The sequence below is a fragment of the Anaeromyxobacter dehalogenans 2CP-1 genome (assembly GCF_000022145.1).
Classification (GTDB): Bacteria; Myxococcota; Myxococcia; order Myxococcales; family Anaeromyxobacteraceae; genus Anaeromyxobacter; species Anaeromyxobacter dehalogenans.
Genome location: NC_011891.1, coordinates 4,016,718 through 4,043,249 on the forward strand (window position 1 = coordinate 4,016,718; position 26,532 = coordinate 4,043,249).

General features: G+C 76.8%; 26 protein-coding genes and 1 riboswitch. Of the genes, 20 read left to right on the top strand and 6 right to left on the bottom strand.

The window, feature by feature from the left end; genetic code table 11:
• Nucleotides 1-5: 5 nt before the first annotated feature.
• From A2CP1_RS18130 to A2CP1_RS18145, 5 genes are all read left to right on the top strand, one after another.
• Entirely contained in the window at nt 6-1,217 is a 1,212-nt protein-coding gene (locus A2CP1_RS18130; RefSeq protein WP_015934707.1) for a threonine ammonia-lyase, read from the top strand.
• Nucleotide 1,218: 1 nt separating this feature from the next.
• Nucleotides 1,219-1,383, top strand: a complete 165-nt coding sequence (locus A2CP1_RS23305; protein WP_012527512.1) for a DUF1049 domain-containing protein — start codon at nt 1,219-1,221, stop codon at nt 1,381-1,383.
• Between the two features lie 184 nt (nt 1,384-1,567).
• A complete protein-coding gene (locus tag A2CP1_RS18135; RefSeq protein WP_012527513.1) occupies nt 1,568-2,140 on the top strand; it encodes an RNA polymerase sigma factor in 573 nt (190 codons plus the stop codon).
• A gap of 13 nt (nt 2,141-2,153) precedes the next feature.
• Nucleotides 2,154-5,372, top strand: a complete 3,219-nt coding sequence (locus A2CP1_RS18140; RefSeq protein ID WP_015934709.1) for a WD40 repeat domain-containing serine/threonine-protein kinase — start codon at nt 2,154-2,156, stop codon at nt 5,370-5,372.
• Nucleotides 5,372-5,860 carry a hypothetical protein gene (locus tag A2CP1_RS18145; RefSeq protein WP_015934710.1) on the top strand — a complete coding sequence of 163 codons (489 nt, stop codon included), beginning with the start codon at nt 5,372-5,374 and terminating at the stop codon, nt 5,858-5,860. Before A2CP1_RS18140 ends, A2CP1_RS18145 begins: the two co-directional genes overlap by 1 nt.
• A gap of 70 nt (nt 5,861-5,930) precedes the next feature.
• On the opposite strand, the gene bioF is transcribed toward A2CP1_RS18145, so the two are convergent.
• Entirely contained in the window at nt 5,931-7,127 is a 1,197-nt protein-coding gene (bioF, locus tag A2CP1_RS18150; protein WP_015934711.1) for an 8-amino-7-oxononanoate synthase, read from the bottom strand.
• A 3-nt stretch (nt 7,128-7,130) separates the two neighbouring features.
• Nucleotides 7,131-8,216 (bottom strand): biotin synthase BioB, encoded by a 1,086-nt coding sequence (gene bioB / locus A2CP1_RS18155; protein WP_015934712.1) that lies wholly within the window; start codon nt 8,214-8,216, stop codon nt 7,131-7,133.
• Between the two features lie 186 nt (nt 8,217-8,402).
• Here bioB and A2CP1_RS23310 point away from each other — a divergent pair, with 186 nt between their 5' ends.
• The gene (locus tag A2CP1_RS23310) at nt 8,403-8,555 is read left to right on the top strand and encodes a lmo0937 family membrane protein (RefSeq protein WP_012527518.1); all 153 of its coding nucleotides are present in this window, start codon (nt 8,403-8,405) and stop codon (nt 8,553-8,555) included.
• Between the two features lie 26 nt (nt 8,556-8,581).
• Here the strand turns inward: A2CP1_RS23310 and A2CP1_RS18160 are convergent, their stop codons facing one another.
• Entirely contained in the window at nt 8,582-9,505 is a 924-nt protein-coding gene (locus A2CP1_RS18160) for a hypothetical protein (RefSeq protein ID WP_015934713.1), read from the bottom strand.
• Nucleotides 9,506-9,648: 143 nt separating this feature from the next.
• Here A2CP1_RS18160 and radA point away from each other — a divergent pair, with 143 nt between their 5' ends.
• Both radA and A2CP1_RS18170 read left to right on the top strand, forming a co-directional pair.
• Nucleotides 9,649-11,037 carry a DNA repair protein RadA gene (radA, locus tag A2CP1_RS18165; RefSeq protein WP_015934714.1) on the top strand — a complete coding sequence of 463 codons (1,389 nt, stop codon included), beginning with the start codon at nt 9,649-9,651 and terminating at the stop codon, nt 11,035-11,037.
• Nucleotides 11,038-11,109: 72 nt separating this feature from the next.
• Entirely contained in the window at nt 11,110-11,388 is a 279-nt protein-coding gene (locus A2CP1_RS18170) for a hypothetical protein (protein ID WP_015934715.1), read from the top strand.
• Between the two features lie 173 nt (nt 11,389-11,561).
• Here A2CP1_RS18170 and glpK read toward each other — a convergent pair whose 3' ends face one another.
• Together glpK and A2CP1_RS18180 are read right to left on the bottom strand one after the other, a co-directional pair.
• Nucleotides 11,562-13,040: a glycerol kinase GlpK gene (gene glpK, locus A2CP1_RS18175; RefSeq protein WP_015934716.1), complete on the bottom strand. Its 1,479-nt coding sequence runs from the start codon at nt 13,038-13,040 to the stop codon at nt 11,562-11,564.
• A 3-nt stretch (nt 13,041-13,043) separates the two neighbouring features.
• Nucleotides 13,044-13,910 carry an alpha/beta hydrolase gene (locus A2CP1_RS18180; protein WP_015934717.1) on the bottom strand — a complete coding sequence of 289 codons (867 nt, stop codon included), beginning with the start codon at nt 13,908-13,910 and terminating at the stop codon, nt 13,044-13,046.
• Between the two features lie 132 nt (nt 13,911-14,042).
• On the opposite strand from A2CP1_RS18180, the gene A2CP1_RS18185 reads away from it, so the two are divergent.
• The 9 genes from A2CP1_RS18185 to A2CP1_RS18225 all read left to right on the top strand — a co-directional run bounded on the left by A2CP1_RS18185 (nt 14,043) and on the right by A2CP1_RS18225 (nt 23,459).
• Nucleotides 14,043-14,357: a DUF3467 domain-containing protein gene (locus A2CP1_RS18185; protein WP_015934718.1), complete on the top strand. Its 315-nt coding sequence runs from the start codon at nt 14,043-14,045 to the stop codon at nt 14,355-14,357.
• A gap of 302 nt (nt 14,358-14,659) precedes the next feature.
• Entirely contained in the window at nt 14,660-14,911 is a 252-nt protein-coding gene (locus tag A2CP1_RS18190) for a hypothetical protein (protein ID WP_012527525.1), read from the top strand.
• Nucleotides 14,908-15,246: a ComEA family DNA-binding protein gene (locus A2CP1_RS18195; RefSeq protein ID WP_015934719.1), complete on the top strand. Its 339-nt coding sequence runs from the start codon at nt 14,908-14,910 to the stop codon at nt 15,244-15,246. The genes A2CP1_RS18190 and A2CP1_RS18195 overlap by 4 nt, the downstream gene beginning before the upstream one ends.
• 123 nt (nt 15,247-15,369) lie before the next feature.
• Nucleotides 15,370-15,552, top strand: a riboswitch (cobalamin riboswitch).
• 67 nt (nt 15,553-15,619) lie between these two features.
• Nucleotides 15,620-17,614, top strand: coding sequence for a TonB-dependent receptor (locus tag A2CP1_RS18200; RefSeq protein ID WP_015934720.1), 1,995 nt, complete (start codon nt 15,620-15,622; stop codon nt 17,612-17,614).
• Entirely contained in the window at nt 17,611-19,059 is a 1,449-nt protein-coding gene (locus A2CP1_RS18205; RefSeq protein WP_015934721.1) for an MXAN_6577-like cysteine-rich protein, read from the top strand. The genes A2CP1_RS18200 and A2CP1_RS18205 overlap by 4 nt, the downstream gene beginning before the upstream one ends.
• Nucleotides 19,047-19,961 (top strand): ABC transporter substrate-binding protein, encoded by a 915-nt coding sequence (locus A2CP1_RS18210; RefSeq protein WP_015934722.1) that lies wholly within the window; start codon nt 19,047-19,049, stop codon nt 19,959-19,961. Before A2CP1_RS18205 ends, A2CP1_RS18210 begins: the two co-directional genes overlap by 13 nt.
• Complete coding sequence (locus tag A2CP1_RS18215; RefSeq protein WP_015934723.1) at nt 19,958-21,004, top strand: FecCD family ABC transporter permease; 1,047 nt, start codon at nt 19,958-19,960, stop codon at nt 21,002-21,004. The genes A2CP1_RS18210 and A2CP1_RS18215 overlap by 4 nt, the downstream gene beginning before the upstream one ends.
• Nucleotides 21,001-21,813 carry an ABC transporter ATP-binding protein gene (locus A2CP1_RS18220; RefSeq protein ID WP_015934724.1) on the top strand — a complete coding sequence of 271 codons (813 nt, stop codon included), beginning with the start codon at nt 21,001-21,003 and terminating at the stop codon, nt 21,811-21,813. The genes A2CP1_RS18215 and A2CP1_RS18220 overlap by 4 nt, the downstream gene beginning before the upstream one ends.
• Before the next feature lie 539 nt (nt 21,814-22,352).
• A complete protein-coding gene (locus A2CP1_RS18225) occupies nt 22,353-23,459 on the top strand; it encodes an HNH endonuclease (protein ID WP_015934725.1) in 1,107 nt (368 codons plus the stop codon).
• Here A2CP1_RS18225 and A2CP1_RS18230 read toward each other — a convergent pair.
• The gene (locus tag A2CP1_RS18230) at nt 23,444-24,319 is read right to left on the bottom strand and encodes a porin family protein (protein ID WP_015934726.1); all 876 of its coding nucleotides are present in this window, start codon (nt 24,317-24,319) and stop codon (nt 23,444-23,446) included. The two genes, A2CP1_RS18225 and A2CP1_RS18230, sit on opposite strands and share 16 nt — an antisense overlap.
• A gap of 93 nt (nt 24,320-24,412) precedes the next feature.
• Between A2CP1_RS18230 and A2CP1_RS18235 the strand changes: the two genes are divergently transcribed.
• From A2CP1_RS18235 to A2CP1_RS18245, 3 genes are all read left to right on the top strand, one after another.
• Nucleotides 24,413-24,781, top strand: a complete 369-nt coding sequence (locus A2CP1_RS18235) for a TraR/DksA family transcriptional regulator (RefSeq protein ID WP_015934727.1) — start codon at nt 24,413-24,415, stop codon at nt 24,779-24,781.
• A 65-nt stretch (nt 24,782-24,846) separates the two neighbouring features.
• Nucleotides 24,847-25,716 (top strand): UTP--glucose-1-phosphate uridylyltransferase GalU, encoded by an 870-nt coding sequence (gene galU / locus A2CP1_RS18240; protein ID WP_015934728.1) that lies wholly within the window; start codon nt 24,847-24,849, stop codon nt 25,714-25,716.
• A complete protein-coding gene (locus A2CP1_RS18245) occupies nt 25,713-26,480 on the top strand; it encodes a hypothetical protein (protein WP_015934729.1) in 768 nt (255 codons plus the stop codon). The genes galU and A2CP1_RS18245 overlap by 4 nt, the downstream gene beginning before the upstream one ends.
• Nucleotides 26,481-26,532: the final 52 nt, after the last annotated feature.

The window sequence follows — 26,532 nt, forward strand, 5'->3', positions numbered from 1 at the left end:
CCGCCATGGTGACGCTCCCCGACGTCCAGGCCGCGCTCGGCCGGATCCGCGACCGGATCTACCTCTCCCCCTGTGCCCGCACCGAGACCCTCTCCCGCCTGAGCGGCACCAGCGCCTTCCTCAAGCTCGAGAACCTCCAGATGACCGGCTCCTACAAGGAGCGCGGCGCCCTCAACACGCTGCTGCTGGCGGCCGAGGCCGAGCGCGCCCGGGGGCTGATCGCGGCGAGCGCCGGCAACCACGCGCAGGGGGTCGCGTACCACGCCGGTCGCCTTGGGGTGAAGGCCACCATCGTGATGCCGGAGTCCACGCCCATCATGAAGGTGGCGAACACCCGGGCGCACGGCGCGCGCATCGTGCTCCACGGGGCGAACTACGACGAGGCGTACGCCGAGGCGCGCCGGCTCGAGCAGGCCGAGGGGCTCACCTTCGTGCACCCGTTCGACGACCCGCGCATCATCGCGGGCCAGGGCACGGTCGGGCTCGAGATCCTGGACCAGGTCCCGGAGGTGGACGCGATCCTGGTGCCCATCGGCGGCGGCGGGCTCGCCTCCGGAGTGGCCGTGGCCGCGAAGGCGCTGCGCCCCGAGGTTCGGATCGTGGGCGTCGAGACCGAGGTGCTCCCCAGCATGCTGGCGGCGATCGAGGCGGGCCGGCCGGTCACGCTCGAGCCGGCCAGCACCGTCGCGGACGGCATCGCCGTGAAGCGCGCCGGCGACCTCACCTTCGAGCACGTCCGCCGCCTGGTGGACGAGATCGTGACCGTCTCCGAGGAGGAGATCGCGAGCGCGATCCTGTACCTGCTCGAGAAGGAGAAGACGGTCGCGGAGGGGGCGGGCGCGGTCACGGTGGCGGCGCTCATGAACCGCCGCGCGACCGGCCTCGAGGGCCGGCGCGTGGTCGGCATCGTCTCCGGCGGCAACATCGACGTGAACCTGGTCGCGCGCATCATCGAGCGGGGCCTGGTGAAGGACGGGCGGCTGGTGCGGGTGAGCGTCGCGCTCACCGACAAGCCGGGACAGCTCGCCAAGGTGTCGGCGATCATCGCCCACCACCGCGCCAACGTCATCGAGGTGCACCACACGCGGGCGTTCGCGACGCGGTTCGGCGACACCACCCTCCAGCTGACGCTGGAGACCCGCGGCCTCGAGCACGTCCAGGAGCTCCTCCAGGCGTTGCGCGAGCGCGGGTACCAGGTCCAGCAGCTCGGGATGTGACGTGTCCTTCCGCGCCCGGACCGCGATCGCCGCGCTCCTGCTCGCCGCCGCGATCGGGTTCGCCGCCGGCTGGCTGGTCGGGCTGCGGTCGGACGACAGCATGGAGGCGCGCGTCCGGGACGAGGCGCACCGGTTGCGGGAGCGCGTGCACGAGCTGTCCCGCTGAGGCGCGCCGCCCCCCCGGTCACGCCCGCGCTGCCCGCCCCTCCCTCACCGGGAACGTCCACGCGGAGGGCCCCACCGTGCGAGCCACGCCCATTGCGGCAAACGGCACCGTCCGTTATGGTCGGCCCTCTCCCGGCCCGTTCCCGGTCGTCCGGCCGGTCCGCGCCCCGGAGCCCCTCGCCCGGATGACCGACCACGGACGCGCCGCACCGTTCCTCGAAGCCGGCGATCACCGGGGAGCCGCCGAGGCGGTCCTCCGCGAGTACGGCCCGCAGCTCCTCGGCTACCTCTCCTCCATCCTCCGGAACGACGCCGACGCCGCCGAGGTGTTCTCCCAGTTCACCGAGGACCTCTGGCGCGGCCTCCCCGGCTTCCGCCGCGAGTGCCCCGTCCGCGTGTGGGCCTACCGGCTCGCCTGGCACGCCGCGGCCCGCCACCTGCGCGACCCCTACCGCGGCCGGGGCCGCCGCCTCGAGACCCACGAGCTGTCGCGCATCGCCGACGAGGTCCGATCGTCTGCGCTGCTCGGCCGGCGCGAGGCGCGGCAGCGCGGCATCGACCGGCTGCGCGCCCGCCTGCAGCCGGACGAGCAGACGCTCCTGGTGCTGCGGCTCGACCGGGGGCTCTCCTGGCGCGAGGTCGCGACCGTGCTCGCCGACGAGGGCGATGCGGTGGACGAGCCGGCGCTGCGCAAGCGCTTCGAGCGGCTGAAGGAGAAGCTCGCGCGCATGGCGCGGGAGGAGGGGCTGCTCGAGTAGCGGCCGCGTCCCAATGCGCGAGGCGCCCCGCGCCATCCCCCCGGAGCTGGAGGGCGAGAGCCAGGAGCTCTCCGACCTGCTGCTGGAGCTCGCCTCCGCGCCGGCGCGCGATCCCTCGCAGCTCGCCGCGCCGCTCGAGGCCGGGATGGTGGTGGGCCGGTTCGAGCTGCTCCGGGAGATCGGCCGGGGCGGCTTCGGGCTGGTGTTCGAGGCGCGCGATCGCGAGCTGGGCCGGCTGGTCGCCTTCAAGGCGATGCGCCCCTCCCGCGCCGAGCCGGCCGCGCTGGAGAAGCCGCTCCGCGAGGAGGCCGAGGCGGCGGCGCGGCTCAACCACCCCAACGTCGTCACGCTGCACGACTTCGGGATCCACGAGGGCACGCCGTACCTCATCCTCGAGCTGCTCCGCGGCGAGACGCTCCAGCAGCGGCTGAAGCGCGGCCGGCTGCCGCCCGAGGAGGCGGTGCGCATCGCCCGCGACGTGGCGAGCGGCCTCGTCCACGCGCACTCGCGCGGCGTGCTCCACCGCGACCTGAAGCCCGGCAACGTGTTCCTCACCGAGGGGGGCGGCGTGAAGCTGCTCGACTTCGGCCTGGCGCGGCTGCTCGACCGGGCCAGCCTCGCCGGCGGGACGCCGGCGTACATGGCGCCCGAGCAGCTCCGCGGCGAGCCCGGCGACGCGCGGGCCGACGTGTTCAGCGCCGGCGTGGTGCTGTGGCAGATGCTCACCGGCGAGCTGCCCTTCCCGGTGGTGGACGGGCGCAGCACCGTGCTCGACCCGGGCCCGCCGCCGCGGCTCCCGCTCGAGGACGCGCCGCCCTCGCTCGCCTCGCTGCTCACCGCGGCGCTCTCGAAGGCGCCCACCGGGCGCCCGCAGACCGCGCTCGGCCTGCTCGACGGGCTCGGCGGCGTGGAGCAGGCCTACGCCGGCCGCGCCGTGGCGCAGGCCCGCGCCGCCCGGCTGCGGCGGCTGCGCCGGACCGGCACCGCGGCGGGCGGGCTGGTGGTGCTGGGGCTCGCCGCGGCCGCGGCGCTCGCGATCCGCAGCGGCGACCGGGCCGAGCGGGCGCTGCGCGCGGCGCGCGTCGCCGGGACGGCCGACGGCGCCTCGGATCCGCTGGTGGCGGCGCTGCTCATGGCCGAGCTCCCCGACGACCCGCCGCCGCGCGCGGTCGCGATCGCGCAGCGCCTGCTCTCGGAGCCCATCCCGGAGACGGTGCTCGACGGCGTGCCCAAGGGCGAGGGGCTCGCGGTCAGCCCGGACGGCGCCTGGGTCGCGGCCGGCGGCGAGGGCGGCGGCGCCAGGCTCTGGCGCGCCGACGGGACCGGCGCGCCGCGGGGGCTCGGCGCCGACGGCCCGGCGCGCACCGACGGGCTCGCCTTCACGCCCGACGGACGGCGGCTCGTCACCGCCGACCACGCGGGCACGCTGCGGGTGTTCCCGCTCGACGGCGGTGGCGCCCCGCGCACGCTGCCCGCCGGCGGTGTCCCGCTGGTCCGGCTGGCGCTCGATCCGGCGGGCCGGATCGCGGCGGCCGGCGCGCTCGACGGGCGGCTCTGGCTGGCCGACCTCGCCGGCGACGCGCCCCCACGCTCGGTGGTGCACGACGGCGCCGTGCTCGCGCTCGCGTTCTCCCCGGACGGCACCCGGGTCGCCACCGGCACCGCGGACGGCTTCGTACGCGTGATCGCGTCGCCCGGCGGTGCGGTGCTCGCGACCGCGCCGCTGCCGGGCGGCGTGGTGTGGTCGGTGGCCTGGTCGCCGGACGGCCGCCTCGTCGCGGTCGGCTCGGAGGACGGCGTGGTGCGCCTGCTCGGGCCCGACGGGCGCGTCCGCCAGTCGCTGGGCGCCCCCGGGCTGGCGGTGTCCTCGGTCGCGTTCGACCGCGCCGGCACGCGCGTGGTGGCGGGCTCGCAGGACGGGGCGGCGCGCGTGTGGCGGCTCGGCGCCGCCGTCCCGGAGGTCCGCCTGCGCGGCCACCGCGGCAGCGTGGCGTACGCCGCGTTCGCGCCTGACGGGCGCCGCGTGGTCACCGGCGGCACCGAGGGCACGGTGCGGATCTGGCCGGCCGACGGCGAGGGCTCGCCGGTGGTGCTGCGCGGGCACACCGTGGTGGACGGGGCGCCCACCCCGGACGGCAGCCGGCTGTTCACGCGCGGCACCGACGACGTGATCCGCGTGTGGCGCACGGACGACCCGCGCCAGCGCGGGCAGCTGGTGGGGCACGAGGCGCTGGTGGACACGGTGCAGTGGACGCGGGACGGCACGCGCGTGCTCACCGCCAGCCACGACGGCACCGCCCGGCTCTGGCCGGTGCACGGGGGCGCGGCGCTCACCGTGCGCGACCCGGGCAACGTGATCCACTCCGCCGACCTCGATCCCACCGAGCGCACCTTCGTGACCTCGTCCGAGGATCGCACCGTGCGCGTGTGGGATGCCGCGACCGGCGCGCTGGTGCGCGAGCTGCGCGGGCACGACGGGCCGGTGCTGTCCGCCGCGTTCAGCCCGGACGGCACGCTCATCGCGAGCGGCTCGCTCGACAAGACGGTGCGCGTGTGGCGCGCCGACGGCACCGGGACGCCGCTCGTGTTCCGCGGCCACGGCGCGGTGCTCACCGCGGTGACCTGGACGCCGGACGGCAAGGCGGTGATCTCCTCGTCGCAGGACGAGGCCTCCGTCCACGTGTGGCCGCTCGACGGCTCGCCGCCGAGGGTGGTGCGGGCCGGCCGCCCGGTCTTCCGTGCGGCGGTGGCGCCCGACGGCACGCTGCTCGTCCCGGAGCAGGGCGGCGCGCTGCGCCGCTTCAGCCCGGACGGCGAGGAGCGGGCGCCGTTCCCGGCCTTGCCCGAGGGGCTGTTCTCGGTGGCGGTGAGCCGCGACGGGCGCCGCTGGGCGCTCGCCTCGAGCGACGGCACCGTCCGCGTGTATCCGCGCGACGGGAGCGGGGACCCGCTGGTGCTCCGCGCCCACGACGGCGCGGTGGGCAACGCCGCGTTCAGCCCCGACGGCACCGAGCTCGCCACCGTGTCTGCCGACGGGACCGCGCGCGTGTCCACGGTGGACTGGGGGCGGCTCCGCGCGGCCCTGCGCGCCGCCACCTCCGCCTGCCTGCCGGTGGCGCACCGGATCCAGGTGCTGGGCGAGGCGCGCGTCGAGGCGGAGCGCCGGTTCGCCGACTGCGAGACCGCGCACGGCCGCGTCCCGCCGCCCCGCGCCCCCCAGGGGAGCCCGTGATGCGCTTCCACCGCCCGCTCGCGCTCGCCGCGCTCGCGCTCGCCGCCGCCCTCCCCCTCGCGGCCAGCGCCGACGCGCCGGAGCGCCGCCGCGAGCCGCCGCCGGCGGCCGAGCTTCCCCCGCCCGGCGCGCAGCGGATCGAGATCGACGTCTCGTTCCCGGACTGGCAGTACACCGGCACGTTCCGGCTCCGCGACGCCTCGGGCGCCACCGTGGACGAGGGCGTGGCCCGCGACATGGGCGGGTTCCCCGCGGGCGGCGGCGTGGTGGAGCGCGTGCTGGAGGGCGGGCGCGGGACGCTGCGCGTCCGGCTGACGACGGCGCGAAAGGGCGCCGCCCTGCCGGTGGTGGGCCGCTGGACGGTGCTCGACGGCACCGGCGCCTACGCGGCGCTGGCGGCGAAGGGCACGTTCACCTCGTGCTCGAGCGGCAACCCCGGGCGGAGCAGCCTGTACGAGCAGTGGTACATGCTCGGCCACGCGCGCTGAACGCGGAGGGGTGCGCGCCCGCCGGCGGCGCGCCCGTCGGGTCGCGAGCCGGGACGGCGTTGAGCTCCGGCTAGCCGGCCCGCCGCGGCCCGGCCGGCGGCAGGTCCGGCAGCACCGCCGCCAGCGCCGCCAGGAACCCGTCCACCTGCGCCGCGTCGTGCGCGGCCGAGAGCGCCACCCGCAGCCGGCTCGTGCCGTGCGGCACGGTGGGCGGGCGGATGGCGCGCACGAACCAGCCCCGCTCGCGGAGCGCCGCCGCCGCCGCCAGCGCCCGCGCCTCGGTGCCCAGCACCACCGGGAAGATGGGCGACGCGACCCGCGCCACGTCGAACCCGAGCCGCGCCAGCCCGGCCTGCATCCGCGCGCAGAGCGCGAACAGGTGGGTCCGCCGCGACGGCTCGGTCGCCACCACCTCCAGCGCGGCGAGCGCCGCGGCGCAGGCGGGCGGCGGGAGCGCGGTGCTGAAGACGAACGGCCGCGCCCGGGAGACGAGCAGCTCGATGAGGCGCCGCTCGCCGGCGACGTACGCGCCGAACGCGCCGAGCGCCTTGCCCAGCGTGCCCATGTGCACGTCCACGCGATCCTGCACCCCGAGCGCCTCGGCCAGGCCGGCGCCGTTCGGCCCGAGCACGCCGGCCGCGTGCGCCTCGTCCACGTAGAGCATGGCCCCGTGGCGGTCGCACAGCTCGGCCAGCTCGCGGAGCGGCGCGGCGTCGCCGTCCATGGAGAAGATCGCGTCGGTCACCACCAGCTTCCGGCGGGCCCGCGTGCGCGCCAGCAGCCCGGCCAGCTCCTCCACGTCGCAGTGGCGGTAGCGGACCAGCTCGGCGCGCGACAGCAGGCAGCCGTCCACGATCGAGGCGTGGTTCAGGACGTCGGAGAACACCGCGTCGTCGCGCCCCACCAGCGCGCCGGGCACGCCGGCGTTCGCGTGGTAGCCCGAGCCGAACAGCAGCGCGGCCTCCCGGCCCTTCCACGCGGCGAGCCGCGCCTCCAGGGCGCCGTGTGGCGGCAGGTCGCCCGCGACGAGCCGCGCCGCGCCGCTGCCCGCGCCGAAGCGCATGGCGGCGTCGGCGGCCGCCGCGCGGACGCGCGGATCCGCGGCCAGCCCGAGGTAGTCGTTGGAGCAGAGGTTCACGAGCGCGCGGCCGCCCACCTGCACCACCGGCCCCTGCGCCGGGCCGATGGGCTCGAGGGACCGGCGCAGGCCCTTCGCGTCGAGGGCCTCGAGCTCGGCGCCGATCCAGTCGAGCGCGCCGCGCGCCATCGCCTAGCGGACCACCGGCAGCGGCCGCGGGCGCGGCTCCGCGGCCTTGCGGTTCCAGTCGGCGTCGGACGGCGCGTGGCCGTCGAACGCCCAGGCCTTCCCGGTGTCGGGCGGCCGGAGCGTGAGGCCCTGCCGCTCCACCATGCCGACGGTGAGGTCGGGCGCGCGGCCGGCGCTGGTGAGGTAGTTGCCGACCATGGTGCCGTTCGCGCCGGCGCGGAAGATGAGGTCCTGCCGGTCGCCGAGGTTCACCTCGCGCCCGCCCATCACGAAGATGTGCGCCGCCGGCATCATCAGGCGGAACACGGCCACGGCCGCCAGGCACTCCTCCGGCGTGATGGCCTTCAGGTGCGCCATGGGCGTGCCGGCGCGCGGGTTGAGGAAGTTCACCGGCACGCAGTCCACGCCGAGGTCGCGGACCTCCTCGGCGAACTCCACGCGCTGCTCCGGGGTCTCGCCCATGCCCAGGATGCCGCCGGAGCAGAGCTTCAGCCCGAGCCCCTTCGCGGCGCGGATGGTCTCGAGCTGCTCGTCGAACGTGTGCGTCGTGCAGACGTTCTCGAAGTGGCTGCGCGCGGTCTCGAGGTTGTGGTGGTAGTGCATGAGCCCGGCGTCCTTCAGCCGCCGCAGCTCCGGCTCGCGCATGAGGCCGAGCGAGGCGCAGGGCTCCACCGCGGTCTCCGCCCGCAGCCGCCGCAGCGCCTCCTCGACGGTCGCGAGCTCCTGCTCCCGCGCCAGGCGCGTCCCGCTCGCCACGATCGAGAACTCGCGCGCGCCGGCCCGCTCCGCCTTGTGCGCCTGCTCCACGATCTCGCCGGCGCCGATCATCGGGTACACGGGCGCGTCGGCGCCCTCGAAGCGCGCCGACTGCGAGCAGAAGCCGCAGTCCTCGGGGCAGCGGCCGCTCTTCGCGTTCGTGATGCCGCACAGCGCGACCTCGTCGCCGTGCACCGCGCGCCGGACCGCCTCGGCCCGGTCGAGCAGCGCCTCGAGCTCGGGGCCTGACGTGTGGTGGATGAGGCGGCGGGCCTCGTCACCGGAGATCGGCGTGATGCCGGGCGGCAGCGTCCTGGAAGCGGTCTCGCACATGGGGCCCGCACGATAGACAGGCGGGGATCCGCTCGTCAACCAGGCGGTCGCACGTGGGTTGACGACCCCCAACCAGGCAGGGGGCGCCTCCTCCGGACCGCGCACCGCCCGGCGGGCACGCGCCTGCCGCGGCCCGCTTCCACCTCGCGCCGCGTGCGTACCTTTCGATGCAAGGGAGGGGGCCGCATGCTCTGGACGATCACAGTCATCCTGCTCGTGCTGTGGGCGGTGGGCCTGGTATCGGGCGCCACCGTCGGTTGGTGGGTGCACCTGCTGCTCATCCTCGCCGTGATCACGCTCATCCTGGCGGTGATCCGGCGCGGCTCCGCAGCGGTATAGGGCGCGCGCCGGGCGCGATCACGCGATCAGGGGCACGCGCCCGGCGCGCCTTCACTGCACCAGCCCCGCTGGAACGCCGGGCCGGGGGGCGGCGCGCCGTGGCTGTCGCGGCCGAACGCGCCGGTCGCGCCCCAGCGGCCGGGCCACGCGAGGAACGCGACGCGCGGCGCCGCGCGCTCGCCCACGTTCACCACGCCGCCGAAGCCGGGCGCCGCGGGCCGCCAGACGGCGCAGCCCGCGGTCGTCGCGCGCGCCGGCTCGGCCTCCGGGCAGAGCCGCTCCCACGGCGGCGCGTCGTCCGGCGAGGCATAGCTCGCGTGCGTGCCGTGCGCGGAGAGCACCACGGGGTGATCCCCCTCGCGCCGCAGCGCGCCCCACGCGAACCACGGACCCGGCTGCGCGTCGGCGTGGCGCGCCAGCCAGGCGCCCAGCGGCCGGCCCGCGGGATCCAGGCGCACCGTGACGTGCTCCCAGTCGCCGTCGTGGTCGAACGCCCAGAACGCCGCGTTGAACGGGTAGAGGAACCAGTACTGGAGCAGCACCCCGCCGTCCGGGGCCCGGAAGGCATGCCCGTAGGCCGTCCAGTCGGAGGCATCCGAGCTGCCGGCCTGCGCACCCGCGGCGAGGCGCAGGCGCGCCCCCGGCTCCTCGGTGCCCGGGATCACGAGCGCCGCGAGCGCGCCCAGGGCGGAGGCCTGGAGGACCCGCGGCGGCGGTCCCGGCGCCGTCTCGAGCGCCGCGCGGGCGAGCACCCAGGGGGCGCTCGCCGGCCGCACCGGCTCGTCCGGCGCGAGGACCACCACCGGCGCGAAGCGCGCCAGCAGCGCGTCCTCGAGCGCGTCGTCGAGGCCGTCGCGGTCGAGATCGACGGCGCGAGCGGCCGCGGGGAGCACGGCGAGCATGGCGAGGAGCAGCGCGGCGGGCAGGCGGCGGGTCGGGTGCGAGGGCATCGGCTGAGGTGGGAGTCCGCCCGCAGCCCGTGCGGGCTGGCGAGCGTCGAGCGGCGCGGAGGATCGTGCATCGCGGGCCGCATCGGCAAGAGACGGAGCGGCGGGCGCCGACATGTCGGACGTGCGTGCTAACGCCTGCTTCCATGTCGCGCGCCGCCCCGAGGGTCCGCACCGTGTTCGCCTGCGCCGAGTGCGGGCAGCAGAGCCCGAAGTGGCTCGGCCAGTGCCCCGCCTGCAAGCAGTGGAACACGCTGCAGGAGGAGATCGCCGCCCCGGAGCCGAAGGTCGGCGCCGCGCCGCGCGGCTGGGGCACGCACGCCGCGGCGAAGCCGCTGCCGCTGCGCGAGGTGGAGGCGCGCGAGGAGCAGCGGCAGCGCACCGGGATCGGCGAGCTGGACCGGGTGCTGGGCGGGGGCGTGGTGCCCGGCGCGCTCGTGCTCCTCGGCGGTGACCCCGGCATCGGCAAGTCCACGCTGGTCCTGGCCGCGCTCGACCGCGTGGCCCGGGCGAACCCCGACCGCCCGGTGCTGTACGTCTCCGGCGAGGAGTCGGCGCGGCAGGTGAAGCTCCGGGCCGACCGGCTCGGCGTCGCCGCCCGGAACCTCCAGGTGCTCGCCGAGACCGACGCGCTCAAGGTGCTCCAGGCCGCCGAGGCGCTCGCCCCGGCCGCCGTGGCGGTGGACTCGATCCAGACGCAGTACCTGCCCGAACTGCAGAGCGCGCCCGGCACCGTCACGCAGATCCGCGAGGTGACCGCGCGGCTCATGGCGCTCGCCAAGACCACCGAGACGCCGATCTTCCTCATCGGGCACGTCACCAAGGACGGCAGCATCGCCGGGCCGCGCGTGCTCGAGCACATGGTGGACACGGTCCTCTACTTCGAGGGCGGCGGCGCCCACCCGTACCGCGTGCTCCGCGCGCACAAGAACCGCTTCGGCTCGGCCAGCGAGATCGGCGTCTTCGAGATGAAGGCGGGCGGGCTCGCGGAGGTGGCGAACCCGTCGGCGCTGTTCCTGGCCGAGCGCCCGGAGGACGCGCCCGGGAGCGCCGTGACGGCGGTGCTGAACGGCACGCGCACGGTGCTGGTCGAGGTGCAGGCGCTGGTGGCGCCCACCGGCTACGGCACCCCGCGGCGGACCGCGCTGGGCGTGGACGGCAACCGCGTGGCGCTGCTCGCGGCGGTGCTCGAGAAGAAGGTCGGGCTGGAGATCCTGCCCTGCGACCTGTTCGTCAACGTGGCCGGCGGGCTGTCGGTGGACGATCCCGCCGCCGACCTCGCCGTGGTCGCCGCCCTCGCCTCGAGCTTCCGGGAGCGCGCCCTGCCGGCGCGGACGCTGGTGCTGGGCGAGGTGGGCCTGGCGGGCGAGGTCCGGGCGGTGTCGCAGCCCGGGATCCGCCTGGCGGAGGCGGCGCGCCTCGGCTTCCAGCGCGCGATCGTCCCCGCCGCCAGCCTCCGGCACGCCGACGCGCCCGACGGGATCGAGCTGGTGGGCGTCACGACCGTCGCCGACGCCCTCGACCGGCTCGCGTAGCCCACACCCGCCCCCACGGGAACGGGTCGCCGGGTTGCGCCGGTGCGATCCCTCTCGCAAGATGATCCTGCGATGAGCCACGTCGTCCGCCGCCTCCGCCCCGATGGCATCGTCGAGCTCCGGCCGCGGGACGTCCGGGTCGAGCGCCCGGAATGGTACCTCGGCGCCTACACCACCTTCCTCGTCTCCGGGGCGCTGTTCATCAGCACCGCGGTCCCGGCGCAGCTCGTGGCGATCACCTTCCTCGGCTGCCTCCTCGGCGAGGTGTGCTTCGGGCTCCGCGCGCTCGCCGCGCTGCGCCGCCCGCTCGCCGAGGTCGAGGTGCTGGCGCAGGTCCGCCGGGCGCGCTGACGCGCGGTCGCGGTGAGGCTACCTTCGGGCGGCTACGCCCCCTGGACCGCCTTCCGCCACTTGGCGATCTCCACGGGGCGTGCCGCCCCGCCCCGCCGGCAGAGCCGTCGGGGCCCCACCCCTGCTGCGCGGGTCCCTTGGCGTCACCTCCGGTGGCGCTGCCCGCGGGGCGGCTACGCCCCCTGGACCGCCTTCCGCCACTTCGCCACGTGCTGCTCTCGCTCGACCGGCTTCATCTTCGGCTCGAAGCGCTTCCCCACCTGCCAGGCGCGGCGGATCTCCTCGCGGTCCTTCCAGAAGCCCACCGCCAGGCCGGCCAGGAACGCGGCGCCGAGCGCGGTGGTCTCGATCATGCGCGGCCGCTCCACCGGCACCTCGAGCAGGTCAGCCTGGAACTGCATGAGCAGGTCGTTCTGGGAGGCGCCGCCGTCCACCTTGAAGACCGGGAACGGCTTGCCCGCCTCGGCGCGCATCGCCTCGGCGAGGTCGTGGATGAGGAAGGCGATCCCCTCGAGCGTGGCGCGCGCCAGGTGCGCCGCGGTGGTGCCGCGGTCGATGCCCGCGATGAGCCCGCGCGCCTCCGGCCGCCAGTGCGGCGCGCCCAGCCCCGCCAGCGCCGGCACGAACACCAGCTCGCCGGTGGACTTCACCTGCTTCGCGAGCGCCTCCACATCGGGCGCGCGCGCGATGAGCCCCAGCCCGTCGCGGAGCCACTGCACCGCGGCGCCGGCGATGAACGAGGAGCCCTCCAGCGCGTACGCCGTCTCGCCCCCGACCGTCCACGCGACGGTGGTGAGCAGGCCGCGCGACGACATCACCGGCTCCGGCCCGACGTTCTGGAGCAGGAACGCGCCGGTGCCGTAGGTGCACTTCGCCTCGCCCGGCCGGAAGCAGGCCTGGCCGAACAGCGCCGCCTGCTGGTCGCCGGCCATGCCCGCCACCGGGATGCCGTCCGGGAGCACCTTCACCCCGCGGGTGGTGCCGTACACCTCCGACGACGCGCGGATCTCCGGGAGCACGTTGGGCGGGACGCCGAACAGGTCCAGGAGCTCGCGATCCCAGCGCCGCTCCCGCAGGTCCATGAGCAGGGTGCGGCTCGCGTTCGAGACGTCGGTGACGTGCGCCGCGCCGCCGGTGAGCCGCCACACCAGGAAGCTGTCGATGGTCCCGAACGCCAGCGCGCCGGCCTCGGCCTTCTGCCGCGCGCCCTTGGTGTTGTCGAGCAGCCACCGCAGCTTCGTGGCGGAGAAGTACGGATCGAGCACCAGACCGGTCCGCTCGCGCACCAGCGGCTCGTGCCCGGCGGAGCGCAGCTGCGCGCACGCGTCGGTGGTGCGGCGATCCTGCCAGACGATGGCGTGCGCCACCGGGCGCGAGGAGCGGCGCTCCCACAGCGCCGTGGTCTCGCGCTGGTTGGTGATGCCCACCGCGGCGACGTCGGAGCCGCGGATCCCCGCCTCGCGGAGCGCACGCTGCACGGTGGACACGGTCGAGCCCCAGATGTCCTCGAGATCGTGCTCGACCCAGCCCGGCTTCGGGAAGATCTGCCGGAACTCCTGGTTCACGCGCGCGCGCGGCGAGAGGCGCCGGTCGAGGACCAGCACGGTGGTGCCGGTGGTGCCCTGGTCGATGGCGAGGACGTAGCTGGCCACGGTTCACCCCCTGCGCCGGCGCCCGGCGCGGGCCTTCGCCTTCGTCCCGCCCGCCGCCCTGGGGCGGCGCGGCGCCGTGCCGGGGTGGCGGCGGCGGCCGCCCGGGATCGGCAGCGCCTCCAGGAAGCGCGCGGCCTCCTCGGCGCAGCGCTCCCGCTCCACGTCGATGCCCACGAGGTGCCAGCTCTCCGGCAGGACCCGCAGCGCGGCGGGGCCGGAGCCGATGCGCCGCGCCACGCGGCGCGCGCCGCCGAGCGTGACCGTGTGGTCGTGCCCGCCTGCGATGACCAGGGCCGGCGCGGCGATGCCGGGCAGCTGCGCGTCCACGTGGCGCGCCAGCTTCGCCAGCTCGGCCACCGCGCCGAGCGGCACGCCCGGGAAGGCGGGGTTCGCGGCGCGCATCTCGGGGTCGCGCACGTCGGAGCCGGCCGCCTTCGGGATCACCACGCGCCGGAGCGGGCCGAGCCGCCCCAGCAGCGCGCCCAGCCGGCCCTGCAGCTGCAGCTCCAGCGCCGGGGCCAGCAGCACGAGGCCGTCGGCACGCGCCGGGTGGTCGTGGGCCAGCGCACAGGCGACCAGCGCGCCCATCGAGCAGCCCACCAGGAAGGTGCGGCGCGCGCCAGCGAGCCGCTCCAGGTCGCGCCGGGCTTGCGCGATCCACTCCGTGTACGAGACCTCGCCCAGCGCCGCGGGGCCGCCGGCGTGGCCGGCCATCCGCGGGGCGAGGCAGCGCATGCCGGCGGCGTGGAGCCGCTCCGCGACGGGGAGGACCTCGAACGTCGAGCCGGTGAGGCCGTGCAGCAGCAGGACCGCGTCGGGCCCACCGGGGAGTTCGAACTCGTCGCCGCGCGCGCTGGAGGTCCGGACCACGCTCCACGAGCGTTACCCCTGCCCGGGCCGTCTTTCAATCCTCCGCCTGCGGCCGGCCCCCTCGGGATGCGGGGCGAATTGACGCTGCGTGAAGCCGGCGCGGGGCCCGGCGATTCCTGTTAAGCCTGGGACATGTCCGACAAGCCCGCCGCACCGCCGCCGCACGGCATTCCGGTGCAGATCGAGATCGATCCGGCCACCGCGCAGGGCGCCTTCGTCAACATGGCGATGGTGAACCACACCGAGACCGAGTTCACGCTCGATCTCATCTACGTCCAGCCGCAGGCGCCCAAGGCCACGGTGCGCGCGCGGGCGATCACCACGCCCAAGCACATGAAGCGGCTCCTGCTCGCCATCCAGGAGAACCTGGCGCGCTACGAGGCCCGCTTCGGGCCGGTCGAGCTGGGCGACGCGCCCGCGTTCCCGCAGGGCGGGAAGTTCAACTGACGAGGGCTGCGCCGTCGCCCCGCCGGCAGAGCCGTCGGGGCCCACTCCGGCTTCGCGGGTCCCGTGACCGCTCGCGCCCGCGTGCGCGGGTACGCGAGCGGTCCCCGCGGGGAGGGGCTGCAGCCCTCCCCAGCCCACGGACCGCATCCTCCGGTCCGCGGCGCGGCCGGCGGTCCGCCGGCTGAACGCGCGTTCAAGGCCCGCCGCCCGTGTTCCCGCGGGGTTGGCGCGGGCACGCCGGCTGCTCTCCCCGGCTCGCCGCCGCGCACCTCGCGCGGCGGTCCGAACCCACGGAGAGGCACATGAGCGACACGAACGGAAACCGGCGGCTCGCGGTCTACGCGATCCCCGAGAGCAAGGACGGCGAGAAGCGCTACTGGCCGCGCATCGGCGCGGCGTACGTGAACCGCGACGGCAGCATCACGCTGCAGCTCGACGCGCTGCCCATCGGCACCGCCACGCTCCAGGTGCGCGAGCCCAAGCCGCCGGCCGAGCGCGGCGGGACCGCCCCGGCGCGGCGCGACGGCTTCGAGACGGTGGAGGTGCACCCGTGATCCCGCGGTGGAGGGCGCTCGCGGTCGCGGCCGCGCTGCTCGCCGCGGCCCCGGCGTTCGCGGCGAAGAAGGCGCTCGCGCAGGGCGAGAAGGTCGACCTGAACCGCGCGCCGGTGGTGGAGCTGATGCGGCTGCCCGGCGTCGGCCAGCAGCGCGCGCAGGCCATCGTCGCGCACCGCACCCGGCAGCCGTTCCGCCGGGTGGAGGACGTGCTCGCGGTGAAGGGCCTCGGCCCCGCCTGGCTCGCGAAGGTGCGGGCCAACGTCACCGTGGGCAGCGCCGCCGCGCCCGGGGCGCCTGCCGGGGCGCAGCGGACCGCCTCCGCGGGGCGGTGAGCGGGCCCGCGACCGGCCGGCCGCGCCCTGCGCCCGGCCGGCCGGTCCGGCATCCGTCCGCGCGGGCTCCGGAATCCTGGGCGCGCGTCCTCCGCGCTTGACGGGTCCGCGCGCCTCCGCTACTCCGGGGAAGCTTTTCGGCTCGGAGGAACAGGGAAGCCGGTCCAAGTCCGGCGCGGTCCCGCCACTGTAGCCGGGGTGAAGCACCCTCGACGTCGTCGCCACTGCCGCGGATGCTCGCGGCGGGAAGGTGGAGGGTGCCTGGCGGAGCGATGCTGCTCCGCGGCCCCGGAAGCCAGGAGACCTCCCTCCGGGTCCGCCGCGAATGGTTCGCGGCACGTGAAGTCCGCGGGTCCGAAGGAGACCCGGCGACTTGGACTCGAGGCCTCCCCTCGGGCGGCGCGCACGCGCGCTCGCCCTCGTCTTCTCCGCCGTCGCCGGCGTCGCCTCGGGCGCCGCTGCGCGCGCCGACGATCCGCCCACCAGCGCCGACGCCGGCGCGCCGGATCCCGGCGCCGCGCCGGTGGAGCTCGACGAGCTCGTCATCCGCGTCCCCGGGGCCGAGGCGACCCGCGATCCCACCGGCGCGGTCACCGTGGTCGAGGCCGGCCGCTACGCGGGCGAGGCCAAGGCGGTCGCCGAGCTGGTCGCCACCGCCCCCGGCGTGGCGGTCAGCGCGTACGGCGGCCTCGGCCAGCTCTCCACCGTGTCCATCCGCGGCTCGAGCGCGAGCGGCGTGCTCGTGCTGCTCGACGGGCTGCCGCTCAACACCGCGTTCGGCGGCGGCGTGGATCTGTCGACGCTTCCGCGCCAGTGGATCGAGCGCATCGAGGTGCTGCGCGGCGCCGAGGGCGCGCACTACGGCGCGGGCGCGCTGGGCGGGGTGGTGAACGTGGTCACGCGCGGCGGCGAGCCGGGGGGCTGGTCGGCCGAGGCGAGCGGGGGATCCTTCGGCACCGCCGCGGCGTCGGCCGAGGCGGCGGCGGGCGGGGAGCGCTGGACGCTGTTCGGCGCGGCGGGGGCGGAGCGGAGCGACGGGGACTTCACCTACCGGAGGCGCCCTCAGAGCTCGCTGCCCGGCAGCCCGTACCAGACGTTCACGCGCGAGAACAACGGCAGCGCCCGCGCCGGCGGGATCGCGAAGCTCACCGCGCGGCTGGGCGAGCGCCGCCTGGACGCGCTGCTGCAGCTCTCCGGCGGCCGCCGCGAGCTGGCCGGATGGCCCGGCACCGACACCCCCGACGACTGGCAGCGCGACGCCCGCGCGCTCCTGTCGGTCCGGCTCTCCGGCGCCGGCCCCGCGCCCGGACTCACGCTGGGGGCGCGGCTCACCGGGCGCGCCGACCTGCTCGACACGCGCATCGGCAGCCTGTCCGGCGGCGACCCGGTGCACCAGCGCGGCGGCGCGGCGGGCACCGAGGCCGAGGCGGTGCTCCTCCACCCGCACGGCGCGCTCCGGGCCGCGCTGGCCGCGGAGGGCGAGGCGCTCCGCGCCGACGGGCTGGGCGACACGCGGACCCGCGCGCAGCTCTCCGCCACGCTCTCCGAGGACGCGCGCCTCGCCGCCGGCCGGGTGCGCCTCTCGCCGGCGGTCCGCGCCGAGCGGGTGGGCCCGTTCGACGGCGTCTCCGCGAAGCTGGGCGGGAGCGTTCGGGTGGTCGGCCCGCTCTCGGCGCGCGCCAGCGCCGGCCGGACCTTCCGCGCCCCCGGCTTCGCCGAGCTCTACCTGCAGCTGGGGGGCGCGCTGCCCAATGCGTCGCTCCGCCCCGAGACCGGCCTCTCCGCCGACGCCGCGCTCGTGGCGGAGGGCGCGCGCGGCATGGCGAGCGTGGGCGGCCACGCGACGCGCTACGAGGACCTCATCGTCTACCAGGCGAGCGCCCTCGGTCGGATGAAGCCCTTCAACACCGGCCGCGCCCAGGTCGCCGGCCTGGAGGTCGAGGCCGCCACCACGCCGGCGCCGCGCCTGCTCGGCCTGTCGCTCGGCGCCGCGTACACCTACCTGCGCACCGAGACGCTGCGCGGCGAGGCGGCCGAGGTGGGCCAGGACCTGCCCTTCCGCCCCCGCCACCGGCTGTTCGCGCGCGCCGCGATCGCGCCCGGGCCGGCCGAGGCCCACCTCGAGGCCCACCACGTGGGCGCGCAGTGGCGGGACGCGCGCAACGCGGACCGCGTCCCCGAGGCGCTGCTCTGGAACGCGGGCGCCTCGGTGCGCCTCGCCCGCCGGGCCGGGCTGCGGCTCGGGCTCGAGGCGCGCAACCTGCTCGACGACCGCACGCTGACGGACCCCATCGGAAACCCGCTTCCCGGGCGCATGGTGATGATCACCCTGCGCGCCGGCTCGACCCCAGGAGACCTCACGCCATGATCCGGATCCCCCTCCCCGCCCTCCGGGCGGCCCTCGCCGCGGCGGCGCTCGCGCTCGCGGCCTGCAGCAGCGACCCCGAGATCGTCTGCGCCGCCGGCGAGCAGGTCTGCGGCGGCGCCTGCGCCGCGGTCGAGATCGACTCCTCGAACTGCGGCGCGTGCGGCGCCGCCTGCGGCGCATACCAGGAGTGCAACGCGGGCGCGTGCGAGTGCGGCCCCGGCACGGTCGAGTGTGGCGGCGGCTGCGTGGACCTGTCCTCGGACCCCGCGAGCTGCGGCGCCTGCGGCGTCGCCTGCGGCACGGGACAGGTCTGCGCCGGCGGGGTCTGCGCCAGCGCCTGCCCCGGCGGGCAGCGCTCCTGCGGCGGCGCCTGCGCAGACCTGTCGTCGGACCGCTGGAACTGCGGCGCCTGCGGCGTCCGCTGCGATCGCGGCGAGAGCTGCCGCGAGGGCGCCTGCCGGCCGGACGTGTACGTGGCCTGCTTCGCCACCGACGACGTCCGCCCCGCGAACGCGGCGCTGCGCGCCGGCCTGCCCCGCGCGGCCGGCGACGGCCCCATCGCGCTGGGCGTCTCGGCCGGCCGGCTCTGGGCGGCGGCCTCGCTGTCGCACTCGCTCGTGGCCTTCCCGCTCGACCTCGGCGCGGCGGGCGTCGAGACGATGCTCGGCGGCGGCGACCTCGAGGCGCTGTCGGTCAGCGGCGACCGCCTGTGGGTCGCGAACGCGGCGGCGGGCTCGCTGGTGGTGTACGACGCGTCGGCGCGGCGGGTGGTGGACGAGGTCGTCCTCGGCACGACCGGTGTGAACCCGCGCTGGGTCGCCTTCGCGAACGGCCGCGCCTACGCGGCCCTGTACGGCCTCGACGCGACCTCGGGCGGCCAGGAGGTGGCGGTGATCGACCCGGCCACCGGCGAGATCCTGCGGCGCGTCGACCTGCGGGCGCTCGCCGACGCGCCCGGCCTGCCCTTCCCGGCCCACGCCGTGGTGGCCGGCGGCCGCGTGTTCGTCACGCTGGCCAACCTGCGCCTGGGCGAGTGGGGCTACTACACCGACCCGGCGGGCAGCGGGAAGCTCGCGGTGATCGACCCGGCAGCGGACGACGCGCTGTCCTCCATCGACCTCGGCGACGGGTGCCTGAACCCGGGCGGCCTGGCCGCGAGCGCCGACGGGCGCATGCTGTGGGTGGCGTGCGGGGGGAGCGCCGCGGTGCTGCCGGTGGAGCTGGGCGACGCCGGGGTCACGCTGCACGCGCCGGTGGCCGCGCCCGACTTCTCGGCGCCGGGTAACATCGCGCTGTGCGGCCGCGATGCCTACGTCACCGACCAGTGGTCCGGCTCGGTCTGGCGCTTCGATCCCTCCACCGGCGAGCGCCTCGCCGCCGGCGAGATCTGCCCGGCCAGCCAGGCGGGCTGGGCCTGGGCCGCGGACGTCGCGTGCGCGCCGTAGCCGCCGGGTGCGCCGCGCTGGCGCTCGCGCTCGCGGCGCCGGCGGCGCGCGCCGGCGGGGTCGCGGACCTGCTGCGCCCGAGCGGCCGCGGCGCCGCCGAGGGCGGGACGGTGTGGGCCGGGCCCCGGCCCAGCGCGCCGCCCCGGCGCGTGGTGGTGCTCGCGCCGAGCCTCACCGACGTGGTGCTGGCGCTCGGGCTGGGCGACCGGCTGGTGGGCGTGACCCAGCTCGACGACGCGCCGGAGGTGCGGCACGTGCCGCGCGTGGGCGGCTTCATCGACCCGAACCCGGAGGCGATCCTCGGGCTCCGCCCCGACCTCGTGCTCTGGATCTCCGACGGCGGCGCGCTCGCGGCGGTGCGCCGCGTGGCCGAGCTCTCGCAGGCGTCGTCGCGCCCGTTCCCGGTGGTCGCCATCCCGGTGGTGAGCGTGGCCGACGTGCTCGCCACGCCGCGCATCGTGGGCGAGGCGCTGGGCGCGCCGGCCGCGGGGGCGCGGCTCTCCGCGGAGCTCGCGGCGGAGGTGGAGCGGGTGCGGGCCCGCGCCGCGTCGCTGCCGCGCCGGCGCGCGCTCTTCCTGGTGGGCCGCGAGCCGCTGGTGGTGGCGGGACCGGGCAGCTTCCCGGACGAGCTGCTGCGCATCGCGGGCGCCGTGAACGTGGTGGGCGGCTCCCGGCCCTGGCCGGTGTTCCCGCTGGAGCGCGCGGTGGCGCTCGATCCGGAGGTGGTGGTGGACGGCGCGCCGCAGGAGCCGGCCGAGGGCATCGTCCGCCTGTCCGCGATCCCGGCGGTGCGGCGGGGCGCGGTGGTGCGCCTCCCGGACGACGCCCTGCTGCGCCCCGGGCCGCGGATGATCCGCGGGCTGGAGACGCTGTTCCGCGGGCTGCACCCGGAGGCGCGGTGAGCCTGACCCGGCGCACGCGGCTCGCGCTGGCGCTCGCCGCCGGCGTGCTCGCGATCGCGGTCGCCGTGGCCATCTCCTGCGGGCTCGGCCCGCAGCCCATCTCGTTCCGGGCCGCCTGGGCCGGCGCCGATCCCGACGCGGCCATCCTGTTCGGCCTGCGGCTGCCCCGCGCGCTGCTCGCGGCGCTGGTCGGCTGCGCGCTCGCCGCGGCGGGCACCGCGCTCCAGGCGCTGCTGCGCAACCCGCTCGCCGAGCCGTTCGTGCTCGGGGTCTCGGGCGGCGCCGCGCTGGGCGGCTCGCTGGTGCTGGTCGCCGCCGCGGGCGTGACCCGGCTGGCGGGCCGCGCGGGCGAGGCGCTGGGCGGGGCGCCCCCCGTGGCGGCCGGCGCGGTGGCCGGGGCGGTCGCCGCGACCGCCATCGTGTTCGGGCTGGGCCGGATCGGCGGCCGCCTGGTGCCCGAGGCCGCGCTGCTGGTGGGCATCGTGTTCAACGCGTTCGCCGCCGGCGTCATCACCCTGCTCAAGATGCTCGTCCCGCCGGAGCAGGCCGGCCGGCTCATGTACTGGCTGCTCGGCGCGGTCGGCTACGAGGCGCCGGGGACGCTGGCGCTCGGCGCCGTCCTGGTGCTGCTGTCGGTGGGCGCGCTGGTGGCGCTCTCGGCGCGGCTCAACCTGCTCACGCTCGGCGACGAGGAGGCCGCGTCGCTCGGCCTCGACGTGCGGCGCGACCGCGCCGCGGTGTTCTTCGCGGCGAGCGCCGCCACCGGCGCCGCGGTGGCGCTGGCCGGCATGGTGGGGTTCGTGGGGCTGATCGTCCCGCACCTGGTCCGGCGGGTGATCGGCCCCGACCACCGGCTGCTCGTGCCGGCCTCGGCGTTGTTCGGCGCCGCGTTCCTGGTGCTCGCGGACGCGCTGGCGCGCCTCGCGTTCCTGCCCCTCGGCACCGAGCCGCCGGTGGGCGCCGTGACGGCGTTCCTGGGTGGACCGTTCTTCCTGTGGCTGCTGCGGCGGAGCGGGCGGCCCGAGGCGGAGGGGGCGCGATGAGCGAGCCGGCCGGCGGCGCGGGGACGGCGCCGATGGTGGAGGTGCGCGGGGTCACGTTCCGCTACGGCGCCCACGCGGCGCTCGAGGACGTCTCGTTCTCGGCGCGGGAGGGCGAGTTCGTGGGGCTGCTGGGACCGAACGGCGCGGGGAAGTCCACGCTGGTCCGGCTCATCGCCGGCCTGGCCGCGCCGGCGCGGGGCACGGTGCGCCTGACCGGCATGGACCCGGCCGCCGCCCCGCGCCGCGCGGTGGCGCGGGTGTGCGCGCTCGTGCCGCAGGAGCCGCGGCTCGGCTGGCCGTTCACCGTGCGTGAGGCGGTGATGATGGGCCGGGCGCCGCGGCAGGGCCTGCTGGCGGTGCCCTCCCGCTTCGACCACGGCGCGGTGCAGGGCGCGCTCGAGGCGTGCGACCTCGTGCACCTCGCCGGCCGTCGGCTCGATGCGCTCTCCGGCGGCGAGCGGCGCCGCGTGTTCTTCGCCCGCGCGCTCGCGCAGGAGCCGCGGGTGCTGCTGCTCGACGAGCCCACCGCGTTCCTCGACCTCGGACACCAGGTGGCCGCCATGCGGATGGCCCGCGTGGCCGCGCGTGGCGGGCTGTGCGTGGTCGCGGTGCTCCACGACCTCAACCTGGCCGCGGCCGCGTGCGACCGGCTGGTGGTGCTCTCGCGCGGGCGCGTGGTCGCGGAGGGGGCGCCCGACGACGTGATCACGGCCGAGCGGGTCAGAGCGGTGTGGGAGGTGCCGGTGTGGCGCGGGGAGAACGGCGTCACGGGGGCGCCGGTGGTGCTGCCGGCGTTGGGGCGGGAGTGAGGAGCGGGGCGGGGCGGGGCCGCGTGACCGCGGGCGGGGCGGCGCGGGCTTGGCGGTGAGGGCGCGGTGGGGTCGGGGGCGATGCCGCTTGACCGCGGGCGCGGCGGCGCGGGCGGTGAGGGCCCGGCGGCGGCCGAGGCTGCTGCCGCGTGGCCGTGGGCGGGGCGGCGCGGGCTTGGCGGTGAGGGCGCGGCGGGGTCGGGGGCGGTGCCGCTTGACCGTGGACGGGGCGGCGGGATCGGCTTGCGAGAGGCCTGATCGTGGGGCGCGGAGCGCGGAGGGGCGCGGGAGGGCGGTCACCGTGAGTGACTGATTGCTTGCGGCCCAACGGGAACGCTCTGCGGGTTTGACGAGGTATGCGGACGGAGCGGGGCCCGCGAGCGGAATGGCTGGGGCACAGGGCCCTGGTGCGTCCGCAGGCTGCGGCTGAGGCGCTGGAGGACGAGGCGAGGGGTCGCGGGGCCCCGGGTGCATTCGCGCGTGTGGGGCGATCCTCGTGCGTTTTACGGAGCGCGAAGATCGCGTGCGATGCTTCGTGCATGGACAACGCAAACGAATTCACGAAGCGTCTGGTCGAACTGCTCCGGTCCGAGCGGCACGCGATGGCGGAATTCCTGGTCGCGCTGGCGGAGTTCGACCGGCGGGGTCTGTGGCGGCAGCGCGGGCACACGTCGCTGTTCTCGTTCCTGCGGCGCGAACTGGGGCTGTCCGCCGGCGCTGCGCAGTACCGGAAGACGGCGGCGGAGCTCATCAACCGGTTCCCCGCTGTCGTGGCGGCGCTCCGGGACGGGAAGCTGTGCCTGTCGTCCGTCTGCGAGCTGGCGAAGGTGGTGACCACCGACAACTGCGCAGAGGTCCTGCCCCGGTTCTATGGGCTCTCGAGCCGGGACGCGGCAGCGGTGGCTGCTGGCATCCGGCCGGTCGAGAATCCGCCTCGGCGCGAGGTCGTCGTGCCGGTGCGGGCCGTGTCCGCGCCGGCGGCGGTCGTGGCGCCTACCGCGGAGCCGATTCTATTTCGGGCGCCCGAACCAAAGGCACCCAGCCGGGCCGAGGTCGCGGCTCGTGAAGAATCCGCTCGCAGTGAGCCTGTCGCGGAGTCCGCTCGCAGTGAGCCTGTCGAAATGCGAGGGGCGACGCTTACCGCCAAGCCCAGCTCCGTCGATTGGCTCGACGGGGAGTCGGCTCGCATGCACCTCACCGTCTCGAAGACGTTCCTGAAGAAGCTCGACGCGGCCCGGGACGCGCTCTCTCACTCCATGCCGGGCGTCTCTCGCGAGAACGTCCTCGAGGCGGCGCTGGATGAGCTCCTTGCGCAGCGCGCGCGTCGGAAGGGGCTCACCGCGAAGCCGCAGAAGACGGTTCGTCCTTCCAGGCCGGACCACGTCCCGGCCCACGTTCGCCGCGAGGTCTGGGCGCGCGACGGCGGGCGGTGCACCTTCCCCCTCCCGTCCGGCGAGCCGTGTGGCTCCACGCACCAACTCGAGCTCGACCACGTCGTGCCGCTCGCGCGTGGCGGGGCCTCGACGGCGGACAACCTCCGGATCCGTTGCCGAGGGCACAACCTCGAGGAGGCGCGACGGGTCCTCGGCGACGGACTGATGGACGCGTACGTGCCGAGGGGCCGGCGCGGTCAGTTGAACATGTAGATCTTCAGCGACGCCGCGATCTGGCGGGCGGTCGGGTCCGTCGTGCTCTGCCGGTAGCCCACGTCCACCGCGGCGCCGCTCTGGGCGGCGATGCCGAGGCCGGCGGACCACCAGTTCGTGTCGAGCGTCTCGTCCTTCATGAACCCGGCGCGCAGCGCCACCATGCGGCCGGCGAGCACCTCGGCGCCGACGGAGTAGCGGTTGCTGGTCTTGCCGAGCCGGTCGAGGTCGCTGCGCCAGTCGGCGGTGAGCTGCGCGCCCTGGTCGTTGCCGAGCGCCATGCCGGCGCCGAAGCCCATGGGCGCGATCTGGTCCTGGTGGATCGCCACCAGGTTGTAGCCGGCGGCGCCGAGCGAGAACAGGTCGGACACCTGCCAGAACAGGCCCGCGTCCACGGTCGCCGCGCGGATCTCCTCCCGTCCGAGGGCGAGGGGGCCGCGCAGGTCGAGCCACTTGCCGGCCGCGCCGATCCACATCCGCTCCACCAGCGGCGTCACGAGCGCGAGCGTGAGCTGGTTGCCGACGGCGTCGCCCTTGGCAGCGCGCGTGAAGGCGAAGCCGGCCGTCACCGACGAGGACATCGCGTCCACCACCGACGCGTTCAGGAACTGCCCGGGCGACTCGGCGCCGCGGCGGTCCAGCATGCCGCCCACCTCGAGCGCGTAGCGGCGCCGCGCGCCGACGGCGGCGGGGTTCACCGACAGCCCCTCGTTGTTGGCGGCCACGCCGATCGACGCGGACAGGCCGAGCGTCCGGGGGCCCGCCACGTCGGGGAGGCCGCCCGCGGGTGGAGCGTCGGCTGCGGCGGCGGCGCCCGCGACGAGGAGCGCGGCCGCATGACACAGGATCCTTGCGTGCACGTGCCGAGGATACGGGACGTGTCGCGCCCCCGGCAAGGACGCTTGTGGCGCGCGGACGCGAGCGCTAGCGTCGATCGCCACGCGGAGGTCGCCATGAACGCACGCGAGACCGAACGCTACCGCCGGATCCTGGCGGCGCAGCTCGAGGCGCTGGTGGGCCAGGGCGAGCGCGCCGTGCACGAGATGGCCGACTCGGAGGGCGGCGGCGAGGTCGCCATCCCGGACCCGAACGATCGCGCCACCGCGGAGGAGCGCCGCAACTGGGCGCTGCGCCTGCGCGATCGCGACCGCCGGCTCCTCGGCAAGGTCCAGGCGGCGCTGGCCCGGCTCGACGCGGGCACGTTCGGCACCTGCACGTCCTGCGGTGCGCCCATCAGCGCGGCGCGCCTGCGCGCGCGCCCGGTCACGGACCTGTGCATCGCGTGCAAGACCGAGGCGGAGCGCGTGGAGCGGCCGAGATAGCGCCCGGCCCGGGGCGGTGCTCACCGGTGGTGCCTGGCCCGGGGCCGGGCTAGATTGGCGGCACCATGGCGCCCAAGAAGATCCGCAAGGCCGTGATCCCCGCCGCGGGCCTCGGCACCCGGTTCCTCCCCGCCACCAAGGCGGTCCCGAAGGAGCTGCTCCCGATCGTCGACACGCCGACCATCCAGTACATCGTGGCGGAGGCGGTCGCGGCCGGCGTCCGGGACATCATCCTCATCTGCGCGCGCGGCAAGGACTCGATCGTCGACCACTTCGACATCGCCGCGGAGCTGGAGGACCGGCTCGAGAAGGCGGGCAAGCGCGAGCTGCGCAGGCAGATGCGCGAGATCGCCCAGATGGCGAACGTGCTCACCATCCGCCAGCAGGAGCCGCTCGGGCTCGGGCACGCGGTGCTGTGCGCCCGCGACGCCATCGGCGACGAGCCGTTCGTGGTGATGCTGGGCGACGACATCATCGACGCGCAGGTGCCCGGCGCGAAGCAGCTCGCCGACTGCTGGGAGCGGCACGGGCTCGGCACGGTGGCGCTCATGGAGGTGCCGCGCGAGGACACGCACATGTACGGCATCGCCGCGGGCCAGGCGATGGACCCGCGCACCGTGCGCATCGACCGGCTGGTCGAGAAGCCCAAGGCGGATCCGCCCTCGAACCTGGCGGTGATCGGCCGCTACGTCCTGCCCCCGCGCATCTTCGAGATCCTCGAGCGCGTGAAGCCGGGCGTGGGCGGCGAGATCCAGCTCACCGACGCGCTGGCGGTGCTGGCGCGCGAGGAGGGGCTGCTGGGCTACCAGTTCGAGGGCGAGCGCTACGACGCGGGCGACCGCTTCGGCTACCTGAAGGCCAACATCCTCTACGCGATGAAGCGCCCCGAGCTGGCGGGGCCGCTGCGCGCGCTCATGAAGGAGCTCGTCAAGTGAACCTCCGCCGCCTGGCCGCGGCCGCCGCGCTCGCGGCGGCGATGCCCTCGCTCGCCTACGTCCTCCACACCTCCGCCGTGCTGCGGCGCATGGGCGAGAAGCGCGCATCGCTGTCGCTCTCCGCGCTCGAGGTGACCGGCGCCGTCCAGGTGGAGGGACCGGCCGCCGAGCGGCTCGCGTCCGCCGCCGGGCTGCAGCGCTCGGCCACCGGCGAGGTGTCCGCGCCGGCCCGCTTCCTCATGAAGGTCCCGGGCCGCTGCCGGCTCGAGCTCGCGCCCGCGGGCGTCGCCGAGGCGCAGCGCCCGGCGGTGTCGCTCGCCCGCGACGGGCGGCTCACCGGGCGCGGCGGGCTCGAGCAGGTCCCCGCCGCGGCGGCGCTGGTCCGGGCCGCGTGCGCGCTGCTCGCGACGTCGACGGCCGGCGACGCCGCCGGCGCCTACGCGGCCGCGCTGTCCCGGCGCGGCGTGGCGGTCTCGGAGATCGGCCTGGGCCGGTTCGACGGGCGGCTCGCGTACGTGATCGGCGGGCGCTCGCGCGAGGGCCGGCCGGTCGCGTTCGTGGACAAGGAGGCGTTCCAGCCGATGCGCCTCGTCGCGGCCGAGGGCGGAGCCCTCCAGGACGTGCGGCTGCTGGGCTGGGGATCGCCGGCGGGCGGCGACTGGTTCCCGCGCGCCGTCGAGGTGGCCGAGCAGGACGCGCTGCGCCTGCGCTTCACGACCGAGCGCGCGCACGCCAACCCGGCCCTGCCCGACGCGGGCTGGTGAGGCGCTCCGCCGGCGGGGCCGCCGCGGCGGCCCCGGGGCGGGCGGGCCGCGC